Source organism: Vibrio sp. AND4 (genome assembly GCF_000171815.1).
Classification (GTDB): domain Bacteria; phylum Pseudomonadota; class Gammaproteobacteria; order Enterobacterales; family Vibrionaceae; genus Vibrio.
On record NZ_ABGR01000007.1, the window covers coordinates 117,383 to 141,539 of the forward strand.

A 24,157-nucleotide genomic window follows, 5' to 3' on the forward strand; every position below is an offset into this window, starting at 1 on the left:
AGAACTATGGACCAGTTATCAGAGAGTTACAAGGTGAGATTGAGCAAGCTCGTGCCGGTGAGTGTCGCGTTTTTCCAATATTTGCTCAAGCGCATGACGCACGATCGCGTTAATGTGAACGCAGGCTATTTAGCTTATATCACCTTATTGTCGATAGTGCCGATGTTGACGGTATTGTTGTCGATACTATCGAAGTTTCCGGTGTTTGAGAATGTGGGCGAAACCTTGCAAGGTTACGTCATTGATAACTTTGTCCCTGCTGCTGGTGATGCAGTAAGAACCGCGCTGCAAGAGTTTGTATCGAATACTGGCAAGATGACCGCCGTTGGTGGTGCGTTCTTGTTCGTGGCAGCATTGATGTTGATCTCTAATATCGACAAAAATTTAAACTACATATGGCGTGTGAAAGACAAGCGTCTTCCCGTATTTTCTTTCTCTATGTACTGGATGGTGTTAACTCTTGGCCCAATTTTAGTGGGGGCAAGTATTGCTGCGACCTCTTACGTCACATCGCTGAAGCTGATGGAAAACGAAACGTTATCGGGAGCGTATGACTTATTTCTGCGTTGGCTGCCGTTGCTGCTGTCATTCTTTGCATTCATGGGGCTTTACTTCTTAGTACCCAACAAAAAAGTGTATCTGTCTCATGGGGCCATTGGCGCTGCTATTGCCGCTGTGTTGTTTGAATTGAGTAAGAAGGGTTTTGCCTTCTACATAACCCAGTTCCCCTCTTATCAGTTAATTTACGGTGCACTCGCTGCGATCCCTATTTTGTTTGTATGGGTCTATTTATGTTGGTTAATCGTGTTAATTGGTGCGGAAGTGACCGCCGCTCTTGGTGAAAGAGAGCGCTGGAGTGATGACTTAGAAATGATACACTCGACCGCTGAATTACAATTAACAGATGAAGGAAGCGAGAGTCGTGATAGCACTAATCCAACGCGTCAGTGAAGCCGCCGTTCGTGTCGACGGTGAGGTTGTCGGCGAAATAGACCAAGGTCTACTTGTCCTACTTGGTGTAGAGAAAGATGATGATGAAGCAAAAGCAAAACGTCTAATGGAACGTGTAACGACTTATCGTGTGTTTGAAGACGATGAAGGCAAAATGAACCTCAACGTTAAACAGATACAGGGTAAGGTATTGGTGGTATCTCAATTTACCTTACCAGCCGACACCAAAAAAGGCACTCGTGCCGGCTTTTCTCGCGGCGCTCATCCAGCGGATGCAGAACGTCTGTATGACTACTTCTCGAACTTATGTGAACAAGAACTGCCAACGCAGCGTGGTCGTTTCGCGGCCGATATGAAAGTGTCATTAATTAATGACGGCCCAGTGACTTTTTGGCTGCAGGTCTAATCTGGTAACCAAAGCACCATGGTCTAAACTTTAATGCCAAGAAAATTTACTTGGGTATAAGGCTTTCACTTAGTTCGTATATCAAAGGATTGATATGTTTAAGCTCATAACTCCAAAAACAGAAAACCAGCTCAACAAGTACTATCAATTTCGTTGGCAGTTGCTACGCGAGCCTTGGCGCATGCCGGTAGGATCCGAGCGAGACGAGTACGATGGCATGAGCCATCACCGCATGATTACCGACAGTCGTGGTCGTCCGATGGCGATTGGTCGTTTGTATATTACTCCGGATAATGATGGTCAGATCCGTTACATGGCAGTGAAGAGCAATCGTCGTAGCAAAGGTCTGGGTTCATTATTGCTGGTGGCGCTTGAGTCTCTTGCTCGGCAAGAGGGGGCAAAGCGTTTGGTGTGTAATGCCCGAGAGGACGCAATCGCTTTCTATGAGAAGAATAGTTTTGAGCGTCGTGGTGAGTTGACTGATGAGCGTGGCCCTGTGCGTCACCAACAAATGGTGAAACCGCTCGACCCGATGGCGAATGTATTGCGTCGCCCAGATTGGTGTACTGAGCTGCAACAACGTTGGGAGGCGCAGATCCCAATTGCGGATAAAATGGGGATCAAAATCAACCAATACACGGGTTATCAATTTGAATGCAGTGCGCAGCTTAACCCAAACTTGAATCCACATAATACTATGTTTGCGGGCTCAGCTTTTACTCTGGCGACACTGACGGGGTGGGGCATGACGTGGTTGTTGATGAAAGAGCGTGGCCTACATGGTGACATTGTATTGGCAGACAGCTCGATTCGTTATCGCCATCCAGTCGAGCAGAACCCAGTAGCGAGCACCTCGCTTGATGGCATCAGTGGTGACTTGGACAGACTGGCATCAGGGCGCAAAGCGCGCATCGTTGTCCATGTGGTGATCCACAGTGGCAATGTGCCAGCTGTGGATTTTGTGGGTACGTTCATGCTGTTACCGAGTCAATCCAAGTTACTCGGCTGCTAGAGTGGTTGAGTCTTGCTCTGGTGCGCTCTGATCTGATTGGTCCTGTTCGGCCGGTGAGTGGCTTGACGCCGAAGCACTGCTTTTTTGCAGTGGCTTTTCCTCTCGCTCGGTCTGTGCTGGTTTATTTATGCACTGATTCGTTTCAATTTCGTCACTCAGCACATCGCCTTTAATCATGCCGCACAAGGTTTGGAGTTGGTAAATCACGCCGTTAAGCGGGTTGCTCGCCATATCAAATTGACCAGACAGGTTACCCTTAATGGTCTTGCCTGAAATGGTGACTGGTTGAAGTTTAACTTCGCCGCGCTGAGCCTCTAAACGCAGCGGGCTGAAGGTGATAGCATCGCGTGAATCATCGGCTGTTGATTTTAAGCTGGTATCACGTAAGTTGGCTTCCGCTTCTCCCGATACGCTGTAAGCAAACATGCTTTGATCGCCGGCCAGCCCCTTTAGGTCGAGACTCAAATCAGAGAAACCATCAACCGCGAGTGCCGCTGGTAAAAACGGGTGAAACCATGCCAGAGGAAGCCCATCTGCATTAAGGTTGAGCGCCCAAGGTTGGCTGGTTGTACTGAGATCGATCTGTCCCAAGCCTTCGATATAGCCGTGCTCAAGAGGAACGAACAGGCGTGTCAGTTGCCAGAGGCCGTGGTCACTTTGCGTTGCAATCGCCGCGTGTGAGGAGATTACTTGCTTGTAACTCGCGTTGACGACGCTCGCTTCTAACTTGCCGTTCCAAATCCCCCAGCGGCCGTTGTTATGTTTTGCTTCTAGCTGGTCCCCTTCCATATTTAAGCCAGAAAGCTGCCAGTAAGGTTGTTTTGATAACTGGATAACTTGGCTGCGTTTTATCTCAAACTGCTTTACATCGACCTGGCGGAGCTTATTGGTGGCTTTTTGCCACCAGTCGACCTTGTCATTCGGTTGGATAGTCCATTTTAATCCACTGATGATGGCGCTGTTGATTTTCCAATGCTCAGGTTCAAATATGCCTGAAACCTGCACAGCTCCTTGCTGCCAATCCAAGCTCAGTTCTTGCAGTTGAATCGCCCCGGGCTTGAGGGTGGCATTTAAGCGAGGCTCAACTGCGGTTTGATCTTGGAAACGCACGCTGTCTGCTTGCAGAGAAAGCTGCGCTGTTGTGTTCCATAGTGACAATGGCAGAGAGGCGTTCTCTAGTGATAACTCTAGGTTTTGCCAATGCCAAGCACCGTACTCAATATCCGCATTGAGGAGATCAAGGCTGTTGATATGATTGATGCGAACTGGCAGGGTTTGCCATGGTTTAGCGAGTAAAGATTGCAGCAGTTGATTGTCGATGTTCAGCTTATCGGCGGTCATGTTTATGATTGACCAACCTTGTGGGTATTGTTCACCTTGAGCGGAGATCTCACTGCCACGCCAGTTAAATGAGGCGCCGTAAAGTGTGCTGTCTTGTATTTTGTAATCCAGATCTACCAGCAACTTGTCGAATGCCTCACCATTCCAGTGCAGTTGTTCGGCAGAGAGCTGAATCGTACCATATGGCATCTTTTGTGCGTTAGTTGACCATGTTGGGTCTTGGATTTGTACATTCAAACCCGTAATGCTGAAGGTATCATCGGCGTAATCTAGGTTCTTGAGCGCTATTTGATGGAGGTAAACGTTGCTCGATGGCGGCAGCGTTGGTATGCCTTGTTGTAAGCTCAACCCATCAATCAATAACGTATCGACAATCCATTTCCCATCACGGCGAATATCCGGATTTAACCAGAGATCGATTTGCTCAATCAAGGGCAGATCTTGTCGCTTGGTTACCACGCCACTGAGGGTAAGATGATAAGGAAACTCGTATTGCACGTTATCGACTTGCAGTGGCAAATCGACAAAATCGGAAAACAGATGCCAGGTTTGGCGCGAATGCGAGGTGGTGAGCATACCCACAAAGACGGCCGGAGCTGCGATCGCCAGTATGAGAATAAGAAGTAGAATTCGACTTGTTGTTTTCATTCCTGCCCAAACCTATACATAAATTGGAGTATGAGAATCTCAACTTACTTATACCCAAGTCATTGTTGCTGAATCAAGCATCTCGAGGTTACTTGGGTATAGATAGGTTTAAGCTTGTATCAATCTGGGGCTGGATTCAACAAAAGCCCCTTAAAATAGGGGCTTGAAGATCATTTTTGCCACTGAGATAACAAGGTCTAGTGAATGGTTTAATCGAGCTGAGGCCCTGCTGCCACCAGTGATTTACCCTCAGTATGGTCAGTGTATTTATCAAAATTGTTGATGAAGCGCTTTGCCAAGTCTTTCGCTTTGCTTTCCCATTGCAGCGGGTCAACGTAGGTATCACGAGGGTCAAGGATGTTTGTCTCCACCCCCGGAAGTGAAGTTGGTACCTCTAGATTAAAGATTGGAATATGTTTGGTTTCTGCCTCTTCAATCGAACCATCAAGGATGGCATCAATGATACCGCGTGTATCTTGGATAGAGATACGTTTACCGCTGCCGTTCCAGCCAGTATTGACTAAATAAGCTTCTGCCCCCGCTGCTTCCATACGTTTCACCAGCACTTCTGCGTACTTTGTCGGATGCAAGGTTAGGAATGCAGCACCGAAACACGCTGAGAAGGTCGGTGTTGGTTCTGTAATACCACGCTCTGTCCCCGCTAGTTTTGCCGTAAAGCCTGAAAGGAAATGGTATTTGGTTTGCTCAGGAGTCAGTTTCGATACAGGAGGGAGTACGCCGAATGCGTCAGCGGATAAGAAGATCACCTTGTTGGCGTGGCCGCCTTTGGATACGGGTTTCACTATGTTGTCGATGTGATACAGTGGGTAAGACACTCGGGTGTTCTCAGTTTTAGAACCATCATCAAAGTCGATGGATCCATCGCTGCGAACCGTCACGTTCTCCAATAATGCATCACGGCGAATGGCGTCGTAGATATCAGGCTCGGCTTCTTTCGATAGCTTGATGGTCTTTGCGTAACAGCCACCTTCAAAATTGAAGACACCATCATCATCCCAACCGTGCTCGTCATCCCCAATTAGCGCACGTTTAGGATCGGTAGATAAGGTTGTTTTACCTGTGCCAGATAGCCCGAAGAAGATCGCCACATCGCCTTCTTCACCCATGTTTGCGCTGCAGTGCATCGATGCAATATCCTTCAATGGAAGGAAGTAGTTCATCATTGCGAACATGCCTTTTTTCATTTCGCCGCCGTACCAAGTGCCGCCGATCAATTGCATGCGCTCTGTTAGGTTGAATACAGTGAAGTTTTCAGAATTTAAACCCTGTTGTTGCCATTTGTCGTTGGTGCACTTCGCACCGTTCATTACCACGAAATCAGGTTCAAATGTTGCTAATTCCTCTTCTGTTGGGCGGATGAACATGTTTTTCACGAAGTGCGCTTGCCAGGCTACTTCGGTGATCACTCGAATACTTAAACGAGAATCTGGGTTTGCCCCACAATAACCGTCAATCACAAATAGACGCTTACCTGAAAGTTGGTTGGTCACTTGCGCTTTGAGATCATCCCACACTTCTTGAGTGATGGGTTTGTTGTCGTTTCTCACAGTGTCAGAGGTCCACCACATATGCTCTTCTGTCGTTGCATCTTTAACAATGTACTTATCTTTCGGAGAGCGACCAGTGAAGATACCAGTGTCTACAGCAATCGCGCCAAGCTCAGTAACCACACCACGTTCATAACCGGTTAGGTCAGCACGGGTCTCTTCCTCAAACAGCACTTCGTAGCTAGGGTTGCGTAAAACCTCTTTAGCGTTTTGCACTCCGTGCTTGGTCAGATCAATTGTTGCAGCCTTTGTGTGTTCCATAACGGTCATAGGTGCTCCTTCTAAGGACTTTTGTAGGGATTATAAGAATATTTAATTTTTAGTTGCTCACCATGCTAGCAACGGGATGGGCAGAAAACAGGGATACAGCTCAAAAAGCCCCATGATTTCATTAAGGCTTTCGTTGGCCCGCCACCTACTGGTAAGGGTAGTTTATCGTGGGCGCAAACCTTTGCGCCAGAGGAGAAGAATTATTAATTATATAAAATTAAGCAGTTGTTTTCTTACGCGCTAGGCGAGGTGTTTAGAGGGGGAGGTCACAAAAAGGCCAGCGTTAAGGTGGCCTTTTGAAGGGTAAATTACAAGCTTGTTAAGCTATGAGAATTAATGCAGGGTTTTCTTTGCTGTCGTTGTTTGCTCGTAGAGCTTAGCCACCTCTGCTTTATCAAATGAATATGACGTACCACAGTAATCACAATGTAAAGCAATGGCACCTTCTTCTGCTAAGATTTCATCAATTTCAGATCGTGCTAGGGTAATGATTGCCGCGCCGCTGCGTTCACGAGAACAACCACAGTGGAATTCGACTGGTTGTGGCTCGTACAGGCGAACAGAATCTTGGTTGTAGAGGCGGTAAAGCAGTTCGTTTGCTGGTAGCGTAAACAGCTCTTCGCTTTTCACCGTTGCCGTCAGTTGTTCTAAATGTTCGAAGTCTTCTGGAGACCCTGTCCCATCTGGCATTACCTGAATCATCATGCCGGCAGCGTGAACTTTGCCTTCGAGTTCACCAGTTCGAATCCATAGTCGCGTCTTGAGCTGTTCTGAGTTCGCGAAGTAGCCTTCAATAACGTCAGCCAGTGTCTCACCTTCTAGGCCAACAACGCCTTGATAGCGTTCACCCTTTTTGGGTTCAATGGTGATCACTAGATAGCCTTTACCCATCATTTCGTGCAGGCTTGCATCATCAGCGATGTCCCCTTCCCAGCGTGCAACGCCACGCACCTTCTGATCGTGGTCGCCGTTGATGACAGCAAGTGACACCGGGCCATCACCTTGTAGCTGAATCATGATTGAGCCTTCGAACTTCAAAGTTGCGGTTAAAAGAGTGGTGGAAACGAGAAGCTCACCCAGCAGTTTTTGTAGTGCTACCGGATATTCCTTGCTGGAGATAATACGTTGGTATGCTTCATCCAATTGAACCAACTCGCCACGTACAGAAAGGTCTTCGAATAGGTAGCGGTGTAAAACATTATGTGCCATGGAGTGCGTTCCTCGTTGATAATTCCGGCTTTTATTGATGTTTGAATTTTATGATGTCACGGCGCTGCTTCTTATCTGGGCGGCGTTCCGGACTCGGGTTGTGGGCGTTGAGTTTACGTTGCTTAGCGAACTCTTCACGTTGGCTAATACTTTGGTCGGTTTCGCGGTAGAGCGTTTGAGCGATAGGTGCTCCCATACGACGATCAGAGATTTTTTCGATGATGACGGTCCTCTCTTCATTACCTTGGCGAAGTCGAATCTCAGCGCCCAACTCAACAATTTTGCTTGGTTTGCTTCGTTGCCCATTATAGTGGACTTTACCGCCATCGACCATGTTACGTGCGATGGATCGGGTCTTATAAAACCTGGCGGCCCAAAGCCATTTATCTAGCCTTACGGCTTCATTTACGGAACTCATGCTATTCTACACTGTCTCAACACTGCAATAGAGTGCAGTGGCTGGTGGATTATTCACCTACAAATGGAGCCAAAGGGCTTTTTTTTCAAGGCAGTTATCATAAATTGCACAGGAAAAAGGTATGAAAAAGAGTTTGTGATATAGTTCAGTGCTATTTATTGAGTAATAAGTTTGTTGTAATTTTCGCAAGATAGAGTCGGCAGTCTTAACTTAATTTAGTCCGGCAGACATAAAAATAAAGGAATCAATTCAGTGAAGCGTTTAGAGCTGAGTGCAGGATTGTCAAGTAGCCCGCTACTGGCTCAGATCAAGTCCAACAATTATACCATTCAAGCGAAACTTAGTTTGTTATTTACTTGCCTATTTATTGCAATGACAGGCTGGGCACTAGGTAAAGTGGTGTGGTTAGCAATGCCTCAAACTTCTGATGTCACTCAATGGAGCCCGTCAGGTGTTGCCGTCGTATCTGGTAATAAAAAAGATGCGATTGATTTCGATGCGTTACAAAATGCCAATTTATTCGGAAAGTACAGCGAAAAAAAACCAGTCGTTGTAGAGCAGCCGGTCGTTCAAGATGCACCTAAAACTCGTTTAAACCTAACGCTGGTTGGTGCAGTGGCGAGCAGCAATGCAAAAACCAGTTTGGCGGTCATTGCAAACCGCGGTAAACAAGAGACTTACGGTATTGGTGAAGAAATTGATGGGACGCGAGTAGAATTAAAAGCAGTACTGGTGGACCGAGTCATTATTGACAATCAAGGCCGGGATGAAACCCTTATGCTTGAAGGGATTGAATACACAAAGCTGTCTGACACTCGTCAGGCGGCACGACCACAAGAGGCGAAGGAAAACAAGGCTTCGGCTGTTGGTGGAAAGTTAGAGAAAATTCGAGCGGAAATTGCAAAAAATCCACAGAGTGTATTTAGGTATATCAACATTTCTCCAGTCAAAAAAGACGGCGGAATTGTTGGCTATCGCGTCTCACCAGGTCGCGATGCCGCTTTGTTTAATGATGTTGGTCTAAAACCTGGTGATATTGCGGTGCAACTCAATGGGATCGATCTCAGCGACCCTTCATCTTCAGTGAAACTGATGCAAGTGATGAACAACCCGCAAGAACTGAATTTGACTGTTGACCGTGATGGACAGCAGTATGATATATACATCCAATTGTAATACTTAGGCAAACTGCGTAAGTTCAGGGAGACATACGTGAAACATTGGTTTAGCAAAAGTACTTGGTTACTTGCAGGGACTCTTCTCTGCGCGCCAGGTGCAATGGCGAACGATTTTAGTGCTAGCTTTAAAGGCACAGACATTCAAGAATTTATCCACATTGTTGGTCGTAATCTAGAGAAGACCATTATTGTTGACCCGTCCGTACGCGGTAAAATCGATGTACGAAGCTATGACGTTCTCAATGAAGAGCAATATTACAGCTTCTTTCTCAACGTATTAGAAGTGTATGGCTACGCGGTTGTGGAAATGGACAGTGGCGTTCTCAAAGTCATTAAAGCAAAAGACTCTAAATCTTCGGCAATCCCTGTCTTAGGTGATGGCAGTGCGAAAGGCGATAGTGTTATCACACGCGTGGTTGCAGTACGTAACGTTTCGGTTCGTGAACTTTCTCCGCTACTACGTCAATTGATTGATAACGCGGGTGCAGGTAACGTGGTCCACTACGATCCTGCCAACATCATCTTGATCACGGGGCGCGCTGCTGTGGTGAACCGCCTTGCAGAAATTATCAAACGCGTAGACCAAGCTGGTGATAAAGACATTGAACTGGTAGAGCTGCGCAATGCATCTGCTGCTGAGATGGTTCGCATAGTCGAAGCCTTGAACAAAACAACCAACCAAAAAAGCACGCCTGAATTTCTTGAGCCAAAAATCGTAGCGGATGAGCGCACGAACTCTATTCTGATTTCGGGTGACCCTAAAGTACGCGCACGCCTGAAGCGCTTGATTCGTCAACTTGATGTTGAAATGGCGACCAAAGGCAATAACCGTGTGGTCTACCTAAAGTATGCGAAAGCGGAAGATCTGGTTGATGTACTAAAAGGTGTCTCTGACAACCTGCAAGCGGAGAAGCAAGCAGGTCAAAAAAATACCTCTTCTGCGCAACGTGGTGAAGTGGTGATCGCGTCTCATGAGGCAACGAACTCACTGGTTTTGACAGCGCCGCCAGATATCATGATGGCGTTGCAAGATGTGATTGCTCAGCTGGATATTCGTCGTGCTCAGGTTCTTATTGAAGCGCTGATCGTCGAAATGTCTGAAGGTGATGGTATCAACCTTGGTGTTCAATGGGGTAACCTAGATACGGGTGCTGTAATCCAATATGGCAACACGGGAGCTTCAATCGGTAACGTTATGGTGGGTCTTGAAGAAGCGAAAGACCAGACTCGTACAGAGTACTACACCAACAGCGATGGCGAGCGAACGCCTTATGATGTCACGGAATCTGGTGACTACTCTACTCTAGCGGCAGCACTTGGCGGTGTTAATGGTGCAGCAATGAGCCTTGTGATGGGTGATTGGACGGCGCTTATTAGCGCGGTTTCATCGGATTCCAACTCGAACATCCTGTCTTCTCCAAGCATTACTGTGATGGATAACGGTGAAGCGTCATTTATTGTTGGTGAAGAAGTACCTGTGATCACGGGCTCGACTTCGGGGGCAAATAACGACAACCCATTCCAAACAGTTGACCGCAAAGAAGTCGGTATCAAATTGAAAGTGGTGCCTCAGATCAACGAAGGCGACTCTGTTCATTTAGACATTGAGCAAGAAGTGTCTAACGTATTAGGTGCGGAAGGTGCGGTTGACGTACGTTTTGCTAAGCGTCAGCTGAATACTTCCGTCATGATCCAAGATGGGCAAATGCTCGTGCTTGGTGGTTTGGTTGATGAGCGCGCAATGGAAAGTGAATCAAAAGTACCGCTATTGGGTGATATCCCAGTTATCGGTCAATTATTCAAGTCGACCAGTACGCAAACTCAGAAGCGTAACCTGATGGTATTCATCAAGCCAACCATTATTCGAGATGGCATGACGGCCGATGGGATTACTCAACGTAAATACAACTTCATTCGGGCTGAGCAGTTATACAAAGCACAAGAGGGTTTGAAGTTAATGGATGACGCTAAGATTCCATTAATGCCTGCATTTGGTGAAGACCGTACGCACCCTGCTGAAATTCAAGCTTTCATTGACCAGATGGTAAAGGACAATGGTTGATATGTTAGGCACAGCGCCAAGCATGCGCCGTCTGCCATTCAGTTTTGCCAATCGTTTTAAACTGGTATTGGAGACGGAGCACCCAGAGCGCCCTCCAATTCTGTATTACGTCGAGCCACTCAACCCTGTGGCTTTGGTTGAAGTGCGCCGCGTACTGAAACAAAACTTTATTCCTCAACCAATGGATAAAGAAGCGTTCGATAAAAAGCTCACGGAAGCTTATCAGCGAGACTCTTCTGAAGCTCGACAGTTGATGGAAGATATTGGTGCAGACAACGACGACTTTTTCTCATTGGCAGAAGAGCTGCCGCATGATGAAGACTTGTTAGAATCTGAAGACGATGCGCCAATCATCAAACTGATTAATGCCATGCTCGGTGAGGCGATCAAAGAGGGGGCGTCGGATATTCATATTGAAACGTTCGAGAAAACGCTTTCTATTCGCTTCCGAGTCGACGGTGTATTACGTGAAGTTCTTACCCCAAGCCGTAAACTGGCACCTTTGCTGGTTTCTCGTGTTAAGGTCATGGCGAAGCTGGATATCGCAGAAAAACGTGTGCCTCAAGACGGCCGTATTTCTTTGCGTATTGGTGGTCGTGCGGTAGACGTGCGTGTGTCTACTATGCCTTCATCGCATGGTGAGCGTGTGGTAATGCGTCTTTTGGACAAAAATGCGACTCGTCTAGATTTACACAGTCTCGGTATGACGCCATCAGTGCACGATAACTTTGGTCGTTTGATTCAACGTCCACATGGCATCATCTTGGTGACCGGTCCGACAGGTTCGGGTAAGTCGACCACTTTGTATGCGGGCTTGCAAGAGATCAACAGCAACGAACGCAATATTCTAACCGTTGAAGATCCAATTGAATTCGATATTGATGGTATCGGTCAAACCCAGGTAAACCCTAAAGTTGATATGACCTTTGCGCGCGGATTGCGTGCCATTCTTCGTCAAGACCCGGATGTGGTGATGGTTGGTGAAATCCGTGACTTGGAAACTGCGCAGATTGCGGTGCAAGCGTCTTTGACTGGTCACTTAGTGATGTCAACGCTGCACACCAACACTGCCGTTGGTGCCATTACGCGTCTGCGTGATATGGGTATTGAGCCTTTCCTGATTTCTTCTTCGCTTTTAGGTGTGTTAGCACAGCGCCTAGTTCGTGTGCTTTGTTCTGACTGTAAAGAGCCATTCGAAGCAGACAGAGAACAGAAGAAACTGTTTGGTTTAGAGGAGCACGAATCGCTGGTTCTGCATCGTGCTAAAGGCTGTGAAGTGTGCAACCAGAAAGGCTACCGAGGTCGTACCGGTATTCATGAACTGCTGATCGTGGATGAGCAAGTACAAGAGTTAATTCACGGAGAGGCTGGTGAGCAAGAAATTGAAAAGCTCGTTCGGCAGCATACCCCAAGTATTCGTAGTGATGGTCTGAGTAAAGTGAGCCTTGGTATTACGTCACTTGAAGAAGTCATGCGAGTGACCAAGGAAGTGTAATGGCAGCATTCGAATACAAAGCGCTGGATGCGAAAGGTAAGCAGAAGAAAGGCACAATTGAAGGCGATAATGCTCGTCAGGTGCGCCAACGTCTCAAAGAGCAGGGGATGATCCCTGTTGAGGTGATGGAAACCAAAGCTAAAGCTGCCAAGTCTTCAGGCGCGTCAGTGGGATTCAAGCGTGGCATCAAAACCGCAGAGCTTGCACTAATAACACGCCAGCTTTCCACGCTTGTTCAGTCGGGCATGCCGTTAGAAGAGTGTTTAAAAGCCGTATCAGAGCAAGCAGAAAAGCCCCGCATTCGTTCGATGATTGCAGCAGTGCGCTCCAAAGTCACGGAGGGTTACCCTTTGGGAGACAGCCTAGGTGATTACCCGCATGTGTTTGATGAATTGTATCTTTCTATGGTGGCGGCGGGTGAAAAATCCGGTCACTTAGATGCGGTACTTGAACGCTTGGCTGATTACGTTGAGAACCGTCAGAAGATGCGCTCGAAACTACTGCAAGCCATGATTTATCCTGTGGTTTTGGTGGTGTTTGCCGTTGGTATCGTCACTTTGTTGCTCTCTTCTGTAGTACCTAAGATCATCGAGCCAATCATTCAGATGGGGCAAGAGTTGCCCCAATCGACGCAAATGCTATTGTCGGCCAGTGAGTTTGTCCAAGAGTGGGGCTTGATCATCTTCGTGGTCTTTGTGGTGTTTTTCTACGGCTTAAAAGTGGCACTACAAAAACCCAACTTTCGTTTGGCTTGGGATCAAAAAATTCTTGGTGTCCCCTTGATTGGCAAAATTTCTCGTGGCCTGAATACATCGCGATTTGCTCGCACCTTATCCATTTGTACTTCAAGCGCAATCCCTATTCTTGAAGGCATGCGTGTCGCGGTTGACGTTATGTCGAATCGTTATGTGAAACAACAAGTTTTGGTGGCGGCAGACAACGTACGAGAAGGGGCGAGTCTGCGAAAAGCACTCGATCAAACTCGCTTATTCCCACCAATGATGCTGCATATGATTTCCAGTGGCGAGCAGAGTGGCGAGCTTGAAAGTATGTTGACCCGTGCGGCGGATAACCAAGACCAAAACTTTGAATCGACAGTGAATATCGCGCTAGGGATTTTCACACCAGTACTGATAGCATTGATGGCTGGCCTTGTTCTTTTCATCGTTATGGCGACATTGATGCCAATGTTGGAAATGAATAACTTAATGAGTGGATAAAATTTGAGTTAAGTCGTGTCTACTGATGATATGGCTTGAATCTAACTTTCGGAGATAATAATGAAATTTCAGCGTAATAAACAACAGGGCTTTACACTGCTAGAAGTGATGGTTGTTGTAGTCATCCTAGGTATTTTAGCAAGTGTCGTTGTTCCTAACCTACTTGGTAACAAAGATAAAGCGGATCAACAAAAAGCGATCACCGATATTGTGGCATTGGAAAATGCACTGGATATGTACAAGTTGGATAACAGTGTTTACCCAACGACAGACCAAGGTCTGGATGCATTGGTAAACAAACCATCTAACCCGGAGCCACGCAACTATCGCGATGGCGGCTACATCAAACGTTTACCGTCTGATCCATGGGGCAATGAGTACCAATACCTGAGTCCAGGTGATAACGGCACCATTGATATCTTTACGCTAGGCGCTGATGACCAAGAGGGCGGAGAAGGCTCTGCGTCGGATATCGGCAACTGGAACATGCAAGATTTCTAATCAGATAAAGTGTAAACCAGTACTAATGAAGCAAATGCAAAAACACCTCGGTTTTACATTAATAGAAATTCTATTGGTACTGGTTTTATTATCTCTTACCGCAGTCGCTGTAATAGCGACCTTGCCTACCAGTCAAAAAGACCTTTCTAAACAATACGCGCAAAGCCTTTTTCATCGCTTACTGTTGCTTAATGAAGAGGCTGTGCTGAGTGGTAAAGACTTTGGTCTGCGTGTTGATGATGTGAAATCCACTTATGTCTTGCTTAGCCTGACCCAAGATGGATGGCAGCCATTGGAATTGAAGCAGATCCCGAGTGAAACCAAGTTGGAAGACGATATCTCGTTGCAATTGGAACTCGGTGGCGGGGCATGGGATGATGATGACCGACTGTTTGAGCCTGGCACTCTGTTTGATGAAGAGATGTTTGCGGAAGAAGACGACAAAGAGAAAAAGAAGGTGAAACCGCCGCAAGTGTTCATTTTCTCAAGTGCTGAGGTGACACCATTCACCTTGTCTTTGTTTCCTGAAGAGGGGGATGCATTTAATAATGGTTGGCGAATCATAGGTAAAGAAACTGGCGAAATTAGATTGTTAGCGCCAGGAGAAGAAGCGGAAGACGATGATAATTCGATATTCTAAGTTAAATGATATTCGCTCATCGCGCCGTCATGTCCGAGGAATGACCTTACTTGAGGTGTTAGTCGCACTGGCAGTTTTTGCTATTGCTGCAATCAGTGTGATTCGTTCAGTGAGCCAGCACATCAATACCGTCAGTTATTTAGAAGAAAAAATGTTTGCAGCCATGGTTGTGGATAACCAAATGGCCAATGTGATGCTCTCGACTGAAAAACTCAAAGTGAAAAAAGGCACTGAAGAGTTGGCGGGGCGTACTTGGTATTGGAAGGTGACGCCTGTTACCACCGCGCAGCCATTGCTGAAAGCATTTGATGTCAGTGTCGCCACTGAAAAAGAAGCGAGTCCGGTCGTTACGGTGAGAAGCTATGTTGCCGAATAATAAGCGATATAAAGCATCAAGAATGAAGTCAAACCGTGGCTTTACCTTAATTGAAGTACTGGTCTCGATTGCGATTTTTAGCAGTATGAGTGTGGCCGCCTACCAAGTGGTATCACAAGTACAGCGCAGTAATGTTCAATCACAGGAACGCACTCAGCGCCTGAATGAGCTTCAACGTGCGATGGTCATGATGGACAATGATTTCCGTCAGATGGCGATGCGCCAGGTGCGAACTGATGGCGAAGAACCTGCAAAACAGCTGTTGTTCTGGTCCGAATATTTACTTGATTCAGATAAGAAAGGCGTGATGTTTTCACGTTTAGGTTGGCACAACCCTCAACAACAGTTTCCACGTGGAGAGGTGACTAAAGTCGGCTATCGCATCAAAGATGAAGTCTTACAACGTGTGTGGTGGCGCTACCCTGATACTCCAACAGGGCAAGAAGGTATCGTGACACCATTGCTTACCGATGTTGAAACATTTGATATGCGTTTTTACGATGGCTCGTCGTGGAAGAAAACATGGGAAAATGGCAGCGAGTTACCCAAAGCAGTGTCGGTGGTATTAACGCTGAAAGACTACGGTGAGATCGCTCGTACCTACCTGACACCAAATGGAAAACTGGTATCGAGTGAAGAAGAAAACTCTGACGGTAATGCTTCTCAAGGGAACAATTCTCAGGGGAACAATTCGTCGGAAAGTGACAGCTCATCGCAAGGGAATGATTCGTCTGGGGGCAATAATGGCTAGTCATCAGCATCAGCGTGGGGTCGCGCTCCTTATTGTACTTATGCTACTTGCCATCATGACTACGATAGCAGCAAGTATGTCAGAGCGATTGTTACTGCAGTTTCAGCGTGGTTCGAATCAAATTAATTACCAACAAGCTTACTGGTATAGCTTGGGGGTAGAAGCGCTGGCCGAGATTGGTATCAAACAGAGCTATGAAGACGATGATACGATTAACTTGAGTCAGCCTTGGGCGATAAAAGATCAGGTTTACCCTCTGGATTACGGCCAAGCAGCTGGCCGCATCATTGATAAGCAAGCTTGCTTTAATTTGAATGTGTTAGCGAGTGTACAATCCTCAGGGGGAGAGACAAATCGTCCGTATTTAGTGCGAGTTTTCCAACGTCTGATGGAAGAGAAAGAAGTCGAGCCTTATCAATCGGAAGTGATTGCTGACTCGACATGGGAGTATGTCGATAGTGACAGCACGGTACGTTCTTCGTCAGGTGTGGAAGACAGCACCTATGAAGGTATGAAACCACCATATTTACCACCAAATGGTTGGATGGCGGATGCAAGTGAGTTGCGCGCGGTTTATCAAGTGAGTGGCGACATCTACCAGAAGATAGCCCCGATGATTTGTGCGCTGCCAACCGATGACTGGCGTTTGAATGTAAACACGATTGAGATCGAACAAGCGCCAATCTTGGTTGCGATGTTCAGCCCCAACTTGAGCAGCAGTGATGCGGTTCAATTAATAGAAAAGCGTCCTTTTGATGGTTGGGACAGCGTAGATGAATTTTTGTCTGAGTCAGAATTAGCTGGCTTAAGCGATGACGTAAAGAAAAATGCCAAAGGTTACTTAGGAGTCGACAGTTCTTTCTTTGAACTGGACGTTCAAGTACTGGTGGATGAGTCCCGAGTGCGTCTCCGTAGCCTTTTACAAAGTACAGATAGAAAAACGGTGACAGTGGTTCGCCGTCGTTTTGGAGGAATCAGTGAGCGAGTTTCTGACCGTTCGGCTGAGTAGCGAACAACAAGGTACCATTCCGTGGTTGGTATGGTCGACACAACAACAAGAAGTGATTGCTAGCGGTGAGCTTGCCGGATGGGAACATCTGGATGAGCTGGTTGCCTATGCTGATCAGCGCCAAATTATAGCGCTGCTGTCCAGTAATGATGTTTTGTTAACCAAAGTGGATATTCCACCAGGGGCATCGCGTCAATTTGACAGCATGTTGCCATATTTGGTGGAAGATGAAGTCGCGCAAGATGTGGACGACCTGCATTTCACCGTATTAGACAAGCAAGCGGAAGCGGCACAAGTGTGTGCTGTTGAACGTGCTTGGATTCAGACCATTTTACAGCGTTTCTCCAGCCAAGGTCTTGTTATCAAAGCGATGTTACCTGATGTTCTTGCGTTGCCCTTTAAACAAGAGAGCAGTTCTGCTGTCCAGCTTGGCGAGCAATGGCTAATTCGCCATTCACAAACTCAAGGTGCGGCTGTTGATGAGTCTTGGCTTGATTTGTACTTATCTGCTTACGTACAAGATCGCGAAGAGTGGAAGCTCGAGTGCTACAGCTCTGTGCCTGAATCAGCAGTGGCAGATATCTGGGTAGCAAAACCAGAAGAAATGGCCATGGCATTGCTGGCAAAAGGAGCGCCAGAGAGCAAGGTCAACTTACTGACGGGTATTTTCAAGCCAAAATCATCGTGGGGCAAGTATGTTAAAATTTGGCAAAAGACCGCGATTGCTGCAGGTGTACTGCTTGTGGTATTGGTTGGTCAGCAGCTGCTAACGATGCATAAGTATGAAGCGCAAGCTCAAGCGTATCGTGAAGAGAGTGAGCGCATCTTCCGCCAAGTTTTTCCAAATAAAAAACGTATTCCAACTGTGAGTTACTTGAAGCGTCAGATGACCGATGAAGAGCGTATTTTGTCTGGCGGGGCGAGCGATGTGGCAATGTTGTCTTGGCTCGCGGCGCTGCCTTCAACGCTGGGTCTGGTTAATGATCTGCAAATCACAAGTTTCAAATACGATAGTCAGCGTGGCGAAGCACGCATTCAAGTGAGTAGTTCAGACTTCCAGCCATTTGAGCAAGCTCGTGTGAAATTGGAAGAGAAGTTTAACGTTGAGCAAGGTCAGCTGAACCGCAACGGCGACGTTGTTATGGGCAGCTTCGTGTTGAAGCGTCAGTGAGGTGATAATGAAAAATTTAATCGCACAAGCTCAAACTTGGTGGAGCAGTATCTCACAACGTGAACAACGTTTGATGATGGGGTGTGGCGCAGTTGTTGTACTGGGTATCATTTATTTTGGTCTTTTTCAGCCAATGAACCAACGCGCTGAGATGGCGCAGTCTCGAATTCAAAGTGAGAAGCGTCTGCTCACTTGGGTGCAAGACAAAGCGGATGATATTACCGCCCTGCGTAAAAGCGGCGGTGTTAGCTTGTCTAGTCAGCCTTTGAATCAGGTGGTGTCCTCATCGGCTCGCCGTTACAAAGTTGAGCTTATTCGTGTACAGCCACGAAATGAGAGTGTTCAAGTATGGATTAAACCTTTGGCATTTAACCAAATGGTGGATTGGTTACGTTACCTAAAAGAGAAACAAGGCATTGAGGTCGAATTTCTAGACATTGACCGCAGTGACCAAGCTGGAATGGTCGACGTAAACCGACTGCAATTTAAGCGAGGTTAAGGTGAAAAGAACGATTCTTTATATTGGTATTTTTATTGCCTTTTTCTCGACGAGCTTAATTGCTGGTTTACCAATCTCCTGGGTGCTGCAGCAAGTGTCTATGGTGAGAGGTTTGGATATTCAAGACGCGCAAGGTACGGTTTGGCAAGGCAGTGCATCCAATGTGCGTTGGCAGCGTCAAAATCTAGGTGAAGTGAAGTGGGATTTTCAGCTTTCTGGTTTGTTCACCGGGAAAGCGGAATTCGCAGTGCGCTTTGGCCGTGGCAGTGATATGGAGGTTCGTGGACGCGGCTTGGTTGGCTATAGTTTAGTCAGCGGCCCGTACGCAGAAAACTTAGTTGCTTCAATCCCTGCTAAGAAAGTAATGGAACAAGGGCAATTGCCTGTCCCTATTGGTGTGGATGGGCAACTTGAACTCAATATCCGACATGCGACTTACGCGGCGCCGTGGTGCAAAACCGGTCAAGGTACTCTGGTTTGGAGCGCAAGCAGTATTCAAAGCCCGATCGGCAGTCTTGAACTTGGCCCTGTGATTGCTGACTTAAGTTGCCAAGACAGTGTGCTATCGGCATCGGGTGAACAAAAGAGTAAACAAGTTTCAGCGGCATTTTCTGCTGAGTTGATGCCAAACCTGAATTACTCCACCAATGCGAAGTTTAAACCGGGGGCGGAGTTCCCTTCGAGCATGAGTGAACAACTTAAGTGGCTAGGCAATCCAAATTCTCAAGGCCAGTATGAATTTGATTACCAAGGGCGTTTTTAATCACATTAGAAACCTTACCACGTGATAGAGCTGCTTATGTGCAGCTCTTTTGGTTTTTAGATCATGGTAGGCCAAATTCTTTGATCGTGGCGTACGGATAAAAAGAAAGACCGCAAAGCTGATTCGTTGTCTCTACAAAATCTAGCCATGCATGACCGAATGGTGCTCAGTCTTTATCTTGTAGAATCTCATCCCATGGTAAATCGGCATCGCCCAGAACGATAAAGTTCGGATTCTCCAACGTCTCACGTTCGTTGTACGACAGTGGTTCAAGTTGCGTGCTGAGAATACGTCCGCCGGCTTCTTCAACGATACATTGGGTCGCTGCGGTATCCCACTCGCCAGTTGGACCTAGGCGTAAGTAACAGTCCACCGCACCTTCGGCAACAAGACACGCCTTGAGTGCGGCCGAACCGAGAGGAATTAAGTCATAGTTCCAAGCACTGCTCATGCGATTGGTGATATGGTTAATGTCTTGGCGGCGGCTGATCGCGATAGCAATGTTTTGTCCAGGACGCTCATGTTTGTGAGTATGGATTTTTACACTCTCAGACATGTCAGGGATCTTCCACGCCCCTTTGCCGCTATAGGCATAATAACTGACACCAGAAACCGGCCCGTAAACCACCCCCATGGTTGGTTTATTATTGTCGATAAGTGCAATAATTGTCGCGAAGTCACCACTGCGTGCGATGAACTCTTGTGTGCCATCAAGCGGGTCAACTAACCAGTAGCGCTCCCAATTTGCGCGTTGCTCTAAGCTAATGTCTGCCGCTTCCTCAGAAAGTACTGGGATATCCGGTGTTAGTTCGCTCAAACGTTCTGTGATCAGTTTGTGCGCGGCAATATCAGCACTTGTGACTGGGGTGTGGTCACTTTTGGTGTAAGCTTCGTACTGCTTTTTCTCGTAAATATCGAGGATCAATTGTCCCGCGCTGCGAGCAATTTCGATGACTTGCGGGAGCAGATGAGATAAATCTTTTGTCATTGGCATAAGTAATGGTCCTTTCTCACAGTTATGGCTCAGCTCTCCGGCTGCGATGCATTGTGTTTGTGAGTGGTGTTTTGCAAGTGTTTTAGTGCCAACATCAACGCCGTAATACTTCTTGCTTCACAAAAGTCCAAGTGCGTTAATAGCTCTTCTGCTTGTGCCAAAGGCCAGCGAACAATTTCTAGTGGTTCTGGCTCGTCCCCTTGTTGTTTCTCTGGATACAGACCCTGCCCTAAGAACAGTGTCATTTTGCTAGAGAAATAAGAAGGCGCAAGGATCACCTGTTTTAATGGTGTTAGCTGATGAGAGCCCAAACCAATTTCTTCTTTTAACTCACGATCGGCTGCTTGCAATGGTGTTTCTCCCGGGTCGATGAGACCTTTTGGAAAGCCTAGTTCGTAGCGCTCGGTGCCTGCTGCATACTCGCGCACCAATAGTAAGTCGCCTTGTTCAGTGACAGGAACAATCATTACGGCATCGCGACCGCTTGGTTTCATACGTTCGTAAGTGCGCAGTTCGCCATTAGAGAAGCGAAGGTCGAGGGCTTCCACTGCAAACAGGTTAGATTGTGCGACCGTCTGACAAGAGAGTATCTCAGGTGGGGTCCTTTTCGACATAACGCCGGCTCCTTAGTATCGTTAACTCATTGAGGGAAGTGAGAATGCCTAATATGAGATTTCTTAATATATGAGAAGAAAGCTCGAGTTTCTAGCGCGGTGCTCCAGATTCGCTGAATGAAAAACAAAAATGGGAGGCAAACGCCTCCCACTTTCGTTGATATGCTGCAAGTCATGAGAGACTTAATAGTATGAGTGATCACCACGATCGTGCTCGGTTGCATCGCGAACTGCAGTCAGTTCACCAATAAATTGGTTGAGAAGTTCTTTTTCAATGCCTTCTTTTAGCGTGACATCGACCATTGAACAGCCGTTACAACCACCGCCAAATGCAACGATAGCGATGCCATCGTCTGTGATTTCAACAAGATTGACATGCCCACCGTGGCCTGCAAGTTGCGGGTTCACTTGGGTTTGTATTACGTACTCAACACGCTCCACAAGCGGGGCGTCGTCCGCCACTTTACGCATTTTCGCGTTTGGCGCTTTTAGCGTTAGCTGAGAACCCATTTTGTCCGTCACAAAGTCGATTTCTGCGTCTGCTAGGAATGGTAGGCTGAGTTCGTCAACGTAAGCTGAAAAACCGCTGTAAGGAATTTCAGTGTCAGTACTTTCAATCGCTTCTGGTGGGCAGTAAGAGACGCCACACTCTGCGTTTTGTGTACCTGGATTTACGACGAAAATACGAATGTTTGTGCCTTCAGGCTGTTGGCCCAAAAGGTTGGCGAAATGCGTTTGCGCAGTTTCTGTAATAGTAATGTTTGACACGACGAATACCTGAGTAATTTTGTAGGCTACTGCTGCTATTCTACTCCTGTTCACGCCTCGGTCTAGTTTTTTTGATGCTAAGACACGGCGAAGCAAGTAACACTCAACCGGGCGCAGGAGTTCTGCAGATACAATAAATATCGATGCTTTCTACGCCAACTTCAAGTAATAAATGACATAATTGTCGGACGGTACTGCCCGTTGTCACGACGTCATCTACGATAGCTAGGTGTGGAAAGTTCACCTCACCTTTCAAGACAAATGCCCCATCTAAGTTTTGTTCACGACTGGCTTTTTTGTTTCCACGTTGTGACGGTAGGTTTTTGATGCGCTTGAACAGCTTATCTTCGTAGCGCACATCCAAATGGCGGGCAAGGTACTGGGCCAAAACATGACTTTGATTGAAGCCTCGCTTTATATAGCGCTGCCAATGAACGGGCACACTGGTGATAATGGGCGGTGGTTGCTCAATTCGCTCTGCCAGCAATTGGGTAAGTGCACTTACCTGCCAGGCTTCACCGTGGTCCTTAAAGTTTTGCACCTGTTGGGACAAGGGGAAGTCATAATCCCCCAAAGTATACAGACGCTGCCATGGCGGTGGCTCTTTCAGGCATTCGCCACATTCGGCAGCGGATAGTGATTCATCTTCTGTCATTTTTAATCCACAACGCACGCAGCGTTTGATTGGCGTGAGGTGTTTAAAACAGCTGTCACACCAGTGCATTAGGTTAGGCCTTCGGTTTTTGGGGAGCGGAAATCGGCATAACTCGCACTGGCTGCTCAGTACGTGGTGCATGATGTTTTTCCATTGATGAGATAACATACAATCCATCCAAGTAAGTGAGTCACCAGACTAATGCTTGGGTTGCGTTATAAGGAATAAGATAAGTGGGAGAGAACGAGAGCATGAGCACAAATTTACACTGGCAATCATATGGTCAAGGTCCAGATTTGGTGTTGCTTCATGGTTGGGGAATGAATGGTGCAGTCTGGCAGCAGACGGTTGAGTCTCTTCAACCTTATTTTCGAGTGCATGTGGTTGACCTTCCTGGATATGGCCACAGTGCAGACGTTCATGCAGACGATCTCACCAATATCGCAGACCTTGTACTGCAAGGTGCCCCAGAAAAAGCAATCTGGTTGGGTTGGTCGTTAGGTGGTTTGATTGCAACCCAGATTGCACTCAATGCCGCGCAGCGAGTGAGCAAATTAATCACGGTAGCAAGCTCACCTAAATTTGCTGCTGAGCGTCCTTGGCGTGGTATTCAACCTAAGGTGTTAACTGCGTTTACCGATCAATTGCTGGAAGACTTCTCCGTCACTATCGAACGTTTTATGGCGCTGCAAGCCATGGGCAGCCCGTCTGCACGCAAAGACGTCAAACAGCTCAAGCAAGCCGTACTGTCGCGTCCGCAACCGAACCCCGACTCATTGTTGGTTGGGTTAACTATTCTTGCTGATGTGGATCTGCGTGATCAACTTAAGTCTCTTTCTATGCCAGTACTGCGCCTCTATGGTCGCCTCGATGGCTTAGTACCAATCAAAGTAGCGAGTGATTTGAGCGAACAGTGGCCAAGTACTCAGCAGTTTATTTTCAATCAATCCTCTCATGCGCCTTTCATGACTGAACATGATGCGTTTTGTCTACAAATTCGCGAATTTGCAGCTTAACGGCAAGACCTACACATCGAAGTGAATAAAACCTCTAAAGTTGGTCAAAAATTGGCCGATATAAATAATGGCAATCTTTTCTAGTGGGAGGAGGTTGCTCTATTGACGAGTTGGACGACCCTGAGGAGGGTTTGTAATGATAGTGTCACCGGCTAACGCAGGTGTACCACTGATCGCCCCATCCGTTAATGTGCAGACGGAACAAGCAGCTCGCGACAACAAGGCTCGAGAACCTGTGACACCGACAGTTGCATTGGCGAAAACCAATGCAGAGCGCAAAATAAAAAGTGATGAGAAGCGGCGACGCCAATCTTCGTGGGATCCATCGGAGCATCCTGATTACGAAGTGGAATCAGAGGTGGATTGTGCTTATCACCAAGAGCCAGAAGACACATTAGAACGTCTTTTTGGCTTGCTCGCGCTCGAGAGTTACAGTGAGGAACAGGGTAAAGGCTATGCGATACGCTTTCGATTGCCTAAGCGCATTTTGGATGCAGCGGTCAAACAGGAATTGATGGAAAAGCGCAGAAAGGTGATTAAGTTCCATTATGGTCACTCGGTCGCGCCCCATACCCCGTCAGAAGTGATAGCAGTATTATGATGACTCAATATCCTACCCAAA

At 47.0% G+C, this 24,157-nt stretch carries 25 protein-coding genes; 17 read left to right on the forward strand and 8 right to left on the reverse strand.

The genetic code is table 11. From position 1 onward, the window contains the following. Window positions 1-6 precede the first annotated feature (6 nt). From AND4_RS10285 to AND4_RS10295, 3 genes are all read left to right on the forward strand, one after another. On the forward strand, window positions 7-951 hold the full coding sequence (locus tag AND4_RS10285; protein WP_009842901.1) for a virulence factor BrkB family protein: 945 nt from the start codon (window positions 7-9) through the stop codon (window positions 949-951). After that, window positions 923-1,357, forward strand: coding sequence for a D-aminoacyl-tRNA deacylase (gene dtd, locus AND4_RS10290; protein ID WP_009842902.1), 435 nt, complete (start codon window positions 923-925; stop codon window positions 1,355-1,357). The genes AND4_RS10285 and dtd overlap by 29 nt, the downstream gene beginning before the upstream one ends. A gap of 94 nt (window positions 1,358-1,451) precedes the next feature. After that, the gene (locus AND4_RS10295) at window positions 1,452-2,369 is read left to right on the forward strand and encodes a bifunctional GNAT family N-acetyltransferase/hotdog fold thioesterase (RefSeq protein WP_009842903.1); all 918 of its coding nucleotides are present in this window, start codon (window positions 1,452-1,454) and stop codon (window positions 2,367-2,369) included. Here the strand turns inward: AND4_RS10295 and AND4_RS10300 are convergent. The 4 genes from AND4_RS10300 to hslR form a co-directional block, all read right to left on the reverse strand. Continuing rightward, the gene (locus tag AND4_RS10300; protein ID WP_009842904.1) at window positions 2,355-4,358 is read right to left on the reverse strand and encodes an AsmA family protein; all 2,004 of its coding nucleotides are present in this window, start codon (window positions 4,356-4,358) and stop codon (window positions 2,355-2,357) included. The two genes, AND4_RS10295 and AND4_RS10300, sit on opposite strands and share 15 nt — an antisense overlap. 209 nt (window positions 4,359-4,567) lie before the next feature. Then, window positions 4,568-6,196 carry a phosphoenolpyruvate carboxykinase (ATP) gene (gene pckA / locus AND4_RS10305; protein WP_009842905.1) on the reverse strand — a complete coding sequence of 543 codons (1,629 nt, stop codon included), beginning with the start codon at window positions 6,194-6,196 and terminating at the stop codon, window positions 4,568-4,570. Window positions 6,197-6,529: 333 nt separating this feature from the next. Further along, entirely contained in the window at window positions 6,530-7,405 is an 876-nt protein-coding gene (gene hslO / locus AND4_RS10310) for an Hsp33 family molecular chaperone HslO (RefSeq protein WP_009842906.1), read from the reverse strand. Between the two features lie 31 nt (window positions 7,406-7,436). Continuing rightward, window positions 7,437-7,823 (reverse strand): ribosome-associated heat shock protein Hsp15, encoded by a 387-nt coding sequence (gene hslR, locus AND4_RS10315; protein ID WP_009842907.1) that lies wholly within the window; start codon window positions 7,821-7,823, stop codon window positions 7,437-7,439. A 252-nt stretch (window positions 7,824-8,075) separates the two neighbouring features. On the opposite strand from hslR, the gene gspC reads away from it, so the two are divergent. From gspC to AND4_RS10375, 12 genes are read left to right on the forward strand one after another with little or no spacing between them, the layout of a single operon-like run. Further along, window positions 8,076-8,999, forward strand: coding sequence for a type II secretion system protein GspC (gene gspC, locus AND4_RS10320; RefSeq protein WP_009842908.1), 924 nt, complete (start codon window positions 8,076-8,078; stop codon window positions 8,997-8,999). A gap of 36 nt (window positions 9,000-9,035) precedes the next feature. Beyond that, window positions 9,036-11,063, forward strand: a complete 2,028-nt coding sequence (gene gspD / locus AND4_RS10325; protein WP_009842909.1) for a type II secretion system secretin GspD — start codon at window positions 9,036-9,038, stop codon at window positions 11,061-11,063. Continuing rightward, window positions 11,056-12,558: a type II secretion system ATPase GspE gene (gene gspE, locus AND4_RS10330; RefSeq protein WP_009842910.1), complete on the forward strand. Its 1,503-nt coding sequence runs from the start codon at window positions 11,056-11,058 to the stop codon at window positions 12,556-12,558. The genes gspD and gspE overlap by 8 nt, the downstream gene beginning before the upstream one ends. Next, window positions 12,558-13,778 (forward strand): type II secretion system inner membrane protein GspF, encoded by a 1,221-nt coding sequence (gene gspF, locus AND4_RS10335; RefSeq protein WP_009842911.1) that lies wholly within the window; start codon window positions 12,558-12,560, stop codon window positions 13,776-13,778. The genes gspE and gspF overlap by 1 nt, the downstream gene beginning before the upstream one ends. Before the next feature lie 60 nt (window positions 13,779-13,838). After that, window positions 13,839-14,279 carry a type II secretion system major pseudopilin GspG gene (gene gspG, locus AND4_RS10340; protein ID WP_009842912.1) on the forward strand — a complete coding sequence of 147 codons (441 nt, stop codon included), beginning with the start codon at window positions 13,839-13,841 and terminating at the stop codon, window positions 14,277-14,279. Between the two features lie 34 nt (window positions 14,280-14,313). Then, complete coding sequence (locus AND4_RS10345) at window positions 14,314-14,919, forward strand: prepilin-type N-terminal cleavage/methylation domain-containing protein (protein ID WP_043991615.1); 606 nt, start codon at window positions 14,314-14,316, stop codon at window positions 14,917-14,919. Further along, window positions 14,900-15,295: a type II secretion system minor pseudopilin GspI gene (gene gspI / locus AND4_RS10350; protein ID WP_009842914.1), complete on the forward strand. Its 396-nt coding sequence runs from the start codon at window positions 14,900-14,902 to the stop codon at window positions 15,293-15,295. Before AND4_RS10345 ends, gspI begins: the two co-directional genes overlap by 20 nt. A gap of 22 nt (window positions 15,296-15,317) precedes the next feature. Continuing rightward, on the forward strand, window positions 15,318-16,046 hold the full coding sequence (gspJ, locus tag AND4_RS10355) for a type II secretion system minor pseudopilin GspJ (RefSeq protein ID WP_241210256.1): 729 nt from the start codon (window positions 15,318-15,320) through the stop codon (window positions 16,044-16,046). Then, complete coding sequence (gene gspK / locus AND4_RS10360; RefSeq protein WP_009842916.1) at window positions 16,039-17,055, forward strand: type II secretion system minor pseudopilin GspK; 1,017 nt, start codon at window positions 16,039-16,041, stop codon at window positions 17,053-17,055. Before gspJ ends, gspK begins: the two co-directional genes overlap by 8 nt. After that, window positions 17,024-18,226, forward strand: coding sequence for a type II secretion system protein GspL (gene gspL, locus AND4_RS10365; RefSeq protein WP_009842917.1), 1,203 nt, complete (start codon window positions 17,024-17,026; stop codon window positions 18,224-18,226). The genes gspK and gspL overlap by 32 nt, the downstream gene beginning before the upstream one ends. A 7-nt stretch (window positions 18,227-18,233) precedes the next feature. Next, window positions 18,234-18,725: a type II secretion system protein M gene (locus tag AND4_RS10370; protein ID WP_009842918.1), complete on the forward strand. Its 492-nt coding sequence runs from the start codon at window positions 18,234-18,236 to the stop codon at window positions 18,723-18,725. 1 nt (window position 18,726) lies between these two features. Continuing rightward, the gene (locus AND4_RS10375) at window positions 18,727-19,488 is read left to right on the forward strand and encodes a type II secretion system protein N (RefSeq protein WP_009842919.1); all 762 of its coding nucleotides are present in this window, start codon (window positions 18,727-18,729) and stop codon (window positions 19,486-19,488) included. A 166-nt stretch (window positions 19,489-19,654) separates the two neighbouring features. Here AND4_RS10375 and cysQ read toward each other — a convergent pair whose 3' ends face one another. From cysQ to AND4_RS10395, 4 genes are all read right to left on the reverse strand, one after another. Then, entirely contained in the window at window positions 19,655-20,482 is an 828-nt protein-coding gene (gene cysQ / locus AND4_RS10380) for a 3'(2'),5'-bisphosphate nucleotidase CysQ (RefSeq protein ID WP_009842920.1), read from the reverse strand. A gap of 29 nt (window positions 20,483-20,511) precedes the next feature. Beyond that, the gene (gene nudE, locus AND4_RS10385) at window positions 20,512-21,096 is read right to left on the reverse strand and encodes an ADP compounds hydrolase NudE (RefSeq protein ID WP_009842921.1); all 585 of its coding nucleotides are present in this window, start codon (window positions 21,094-21,096) and stop codon (window positions 20,512-20,514) included. Window positions 21,097-21,279: 183 nt separating this feature from the next. Beyond that, complete coding sequence (nfuA, locus tag AND4_RS10390; RefSeq protein WP_009842922.1) at window positions 21,280-21,864, reverse strand: Fe-S biogenesis protein NfuA; 585 nt, start codon at window positions 21,862-21,864, stop codon at window positions 21,280-21,282. Between the two features lie 103 nt (window positions 21,865-21,967). Beyond that, window positions 21,968-22,687 carry an amidophosphoribosyltransferase gene (locus tag AND4_RS10395; protein WP_043991607.1) on the reverse strand — a complete coding sequence of 240 codons (720 nt, stop codon included), beginning with the start codon at window positions 22,685-22,687 and terminating at the stop codon, window positions 21,968-21,970. A gap of 83 nt (window positions 22,688-22,770) precedes the next feature. On the opposite strand from AND4_RS10395, the gene bioH reads away from it, so the two are divergent. Both bioH and AND4_RS10405 read left to right on the forward strand, forming a co-directional pair. Beyond that, a complete protein-coding gene (gene bioH, locus AND4_RS10400) occupies window positions 22,771-23,535 on the forward strand; it encodes a pimeloyl-ACP methyl ester esterase BioH (protein ID WP_043991616.1) in 765 nt (254 codons plus the stop codon). A 136-nt stretch (window positions 23,536-23,671) separates the two neighbouring features. After that, window positions 23,672-24,136 carry a hypothetical protein gene (locus tag AND4_RS10405; RefSeq protein WP_009842925.1) on the forward strand — a complete coding sequence of 155 codons (465 nt, stop codon included), beginning with the start codon at window positions 23,672-23,674 and terminating at the stop codon, window positions 24,134-24,136. Window positions 24,137-24,157 lie beyond the last annotated feature (21 nt).

Bases quoted from the DNA above. Each gene is read 5' to 3' on its own strand.
- AND4_RS10285 (WP_009842901.1), top strand. From the start codon at position 7: ATGGACCAGTTATCAGAGAGTTACAAGGTGAGATTGAGCAAGCTCGTG.
- AND4_RS10295 (WP_009842903.1), top strand. From the start codon at position 1,452: ATGTTTAAGCTCATAACTCCAAAAACAGAAAACCAGCTCAACAAGTAC.
- AND4_RS10300 (WP_009842904.1), bottom strand. From the start codon at position 4,358: ATGAAAACAACAAGTCGAATTCTACTTCTTATTCTCATACTGGCGATC.
- pckA (WP_009842905.1), bottom strand. From the start codon at position 6,196: ATGACCGTTATGGAACACACAAAGGCTGCAACAATTGATCTGACCAAG.
- hslO (WP_009842906.1), bottom strand. From the start codon at position 7,405: ATGGCACATAATGTTTTACACCGCTACCTATTCGAAGACCTTTCTGTA.
- hslR (WP_009842907.1), bottom strand. From the start codon at position 7,823: ATGAGTTCCGTAAATGAAGCCGTAAGGCTAGATAAATGGCTTTGGGCC.
- gspE (WP_009842910.1), top strand. From the start codon at position 11,056: ATGGTTGATATGTTAGGCACAGCGCCAAGCATGCGCCGTCTGCCATTC.
- gspF (WP_009842911.1), top strand. From the start codon at position 12,558: ATGGCAGCATTCGAATACAAAGCGCTGGATGCGAAAGGTAAGCAGAAG.
- gspG (WP_009842912.1), top strand. From the start codon at position 13,839: ATGAAATTTCAGCGTAATAAACAACAGGGCTTTACACTGCTAGAAGTG.
- AND4_RS10345 (WP_043991615.1), top strand. From the start codon at position 14,314: ATGCAAAAACACCTCGGTTTTACATTAATAGAAATTCTATTGGTACTG.
- gspI (WP_009842914.1), top strand. From the start codon at position 14,900: ATGATAATTCGATATTCTAAGTTAAATGATATTCGCTCATCGCGCCGT.
- gspJ (WP_241210256.1), top strand. From the start codon at position 15,318: ATGAAGTCAAACCGTGGCTTTACCTTAATTGAAGTACTGGTCTCGATT.
- gspK (WP_009842916.1), top strand. From the start codon at position 16,039: ATGGCTAGTCATCAGCATCAGCGTGGGGTCGCGCTCCTTATTGTACTT.
- AND4_RS10370 (WP_009842918.1), top strand. From the start codon at position 18,234: ATGAAAAATTTAATCGCACAAGCTCAAACTTGGTGGAGCAGTATCTCA.
- cysQ (WP_009842920.1), bottom strand. From the start codon at position 20,482: ATGCCAATGACAAAAGATTTATCTCATCTGCTCCCGCAAGTCATCGAA.
- nudE (WP_009842921.1), bottom strand. From the start codon at position 21,096: ATGTCGAAAAGGACCCCACCTGAGATACTCTCTTGTCAGACGGTCGCA.
- AND4_RS10395 (WP_043991607.1), bottom strand. From the start codon at position 22,687: ATGTTATCTCATCAATGGAAAAACATCATGCACCACGTACTGAGCAGC.
- bioH (WP_043991616.1), top strand. From the start codon at position 22,771: ATGAGCACAAATTTACACTGGCAATCATATGGTCAAGGTCCAGATTTG.
- AND4_RS10405 (WP_009842925.1), top strand. From the start codon at position 23,672: ATGATAGTGTCACCGGCTAACGCAGGTGTACCACTGATCGCCCCATCC.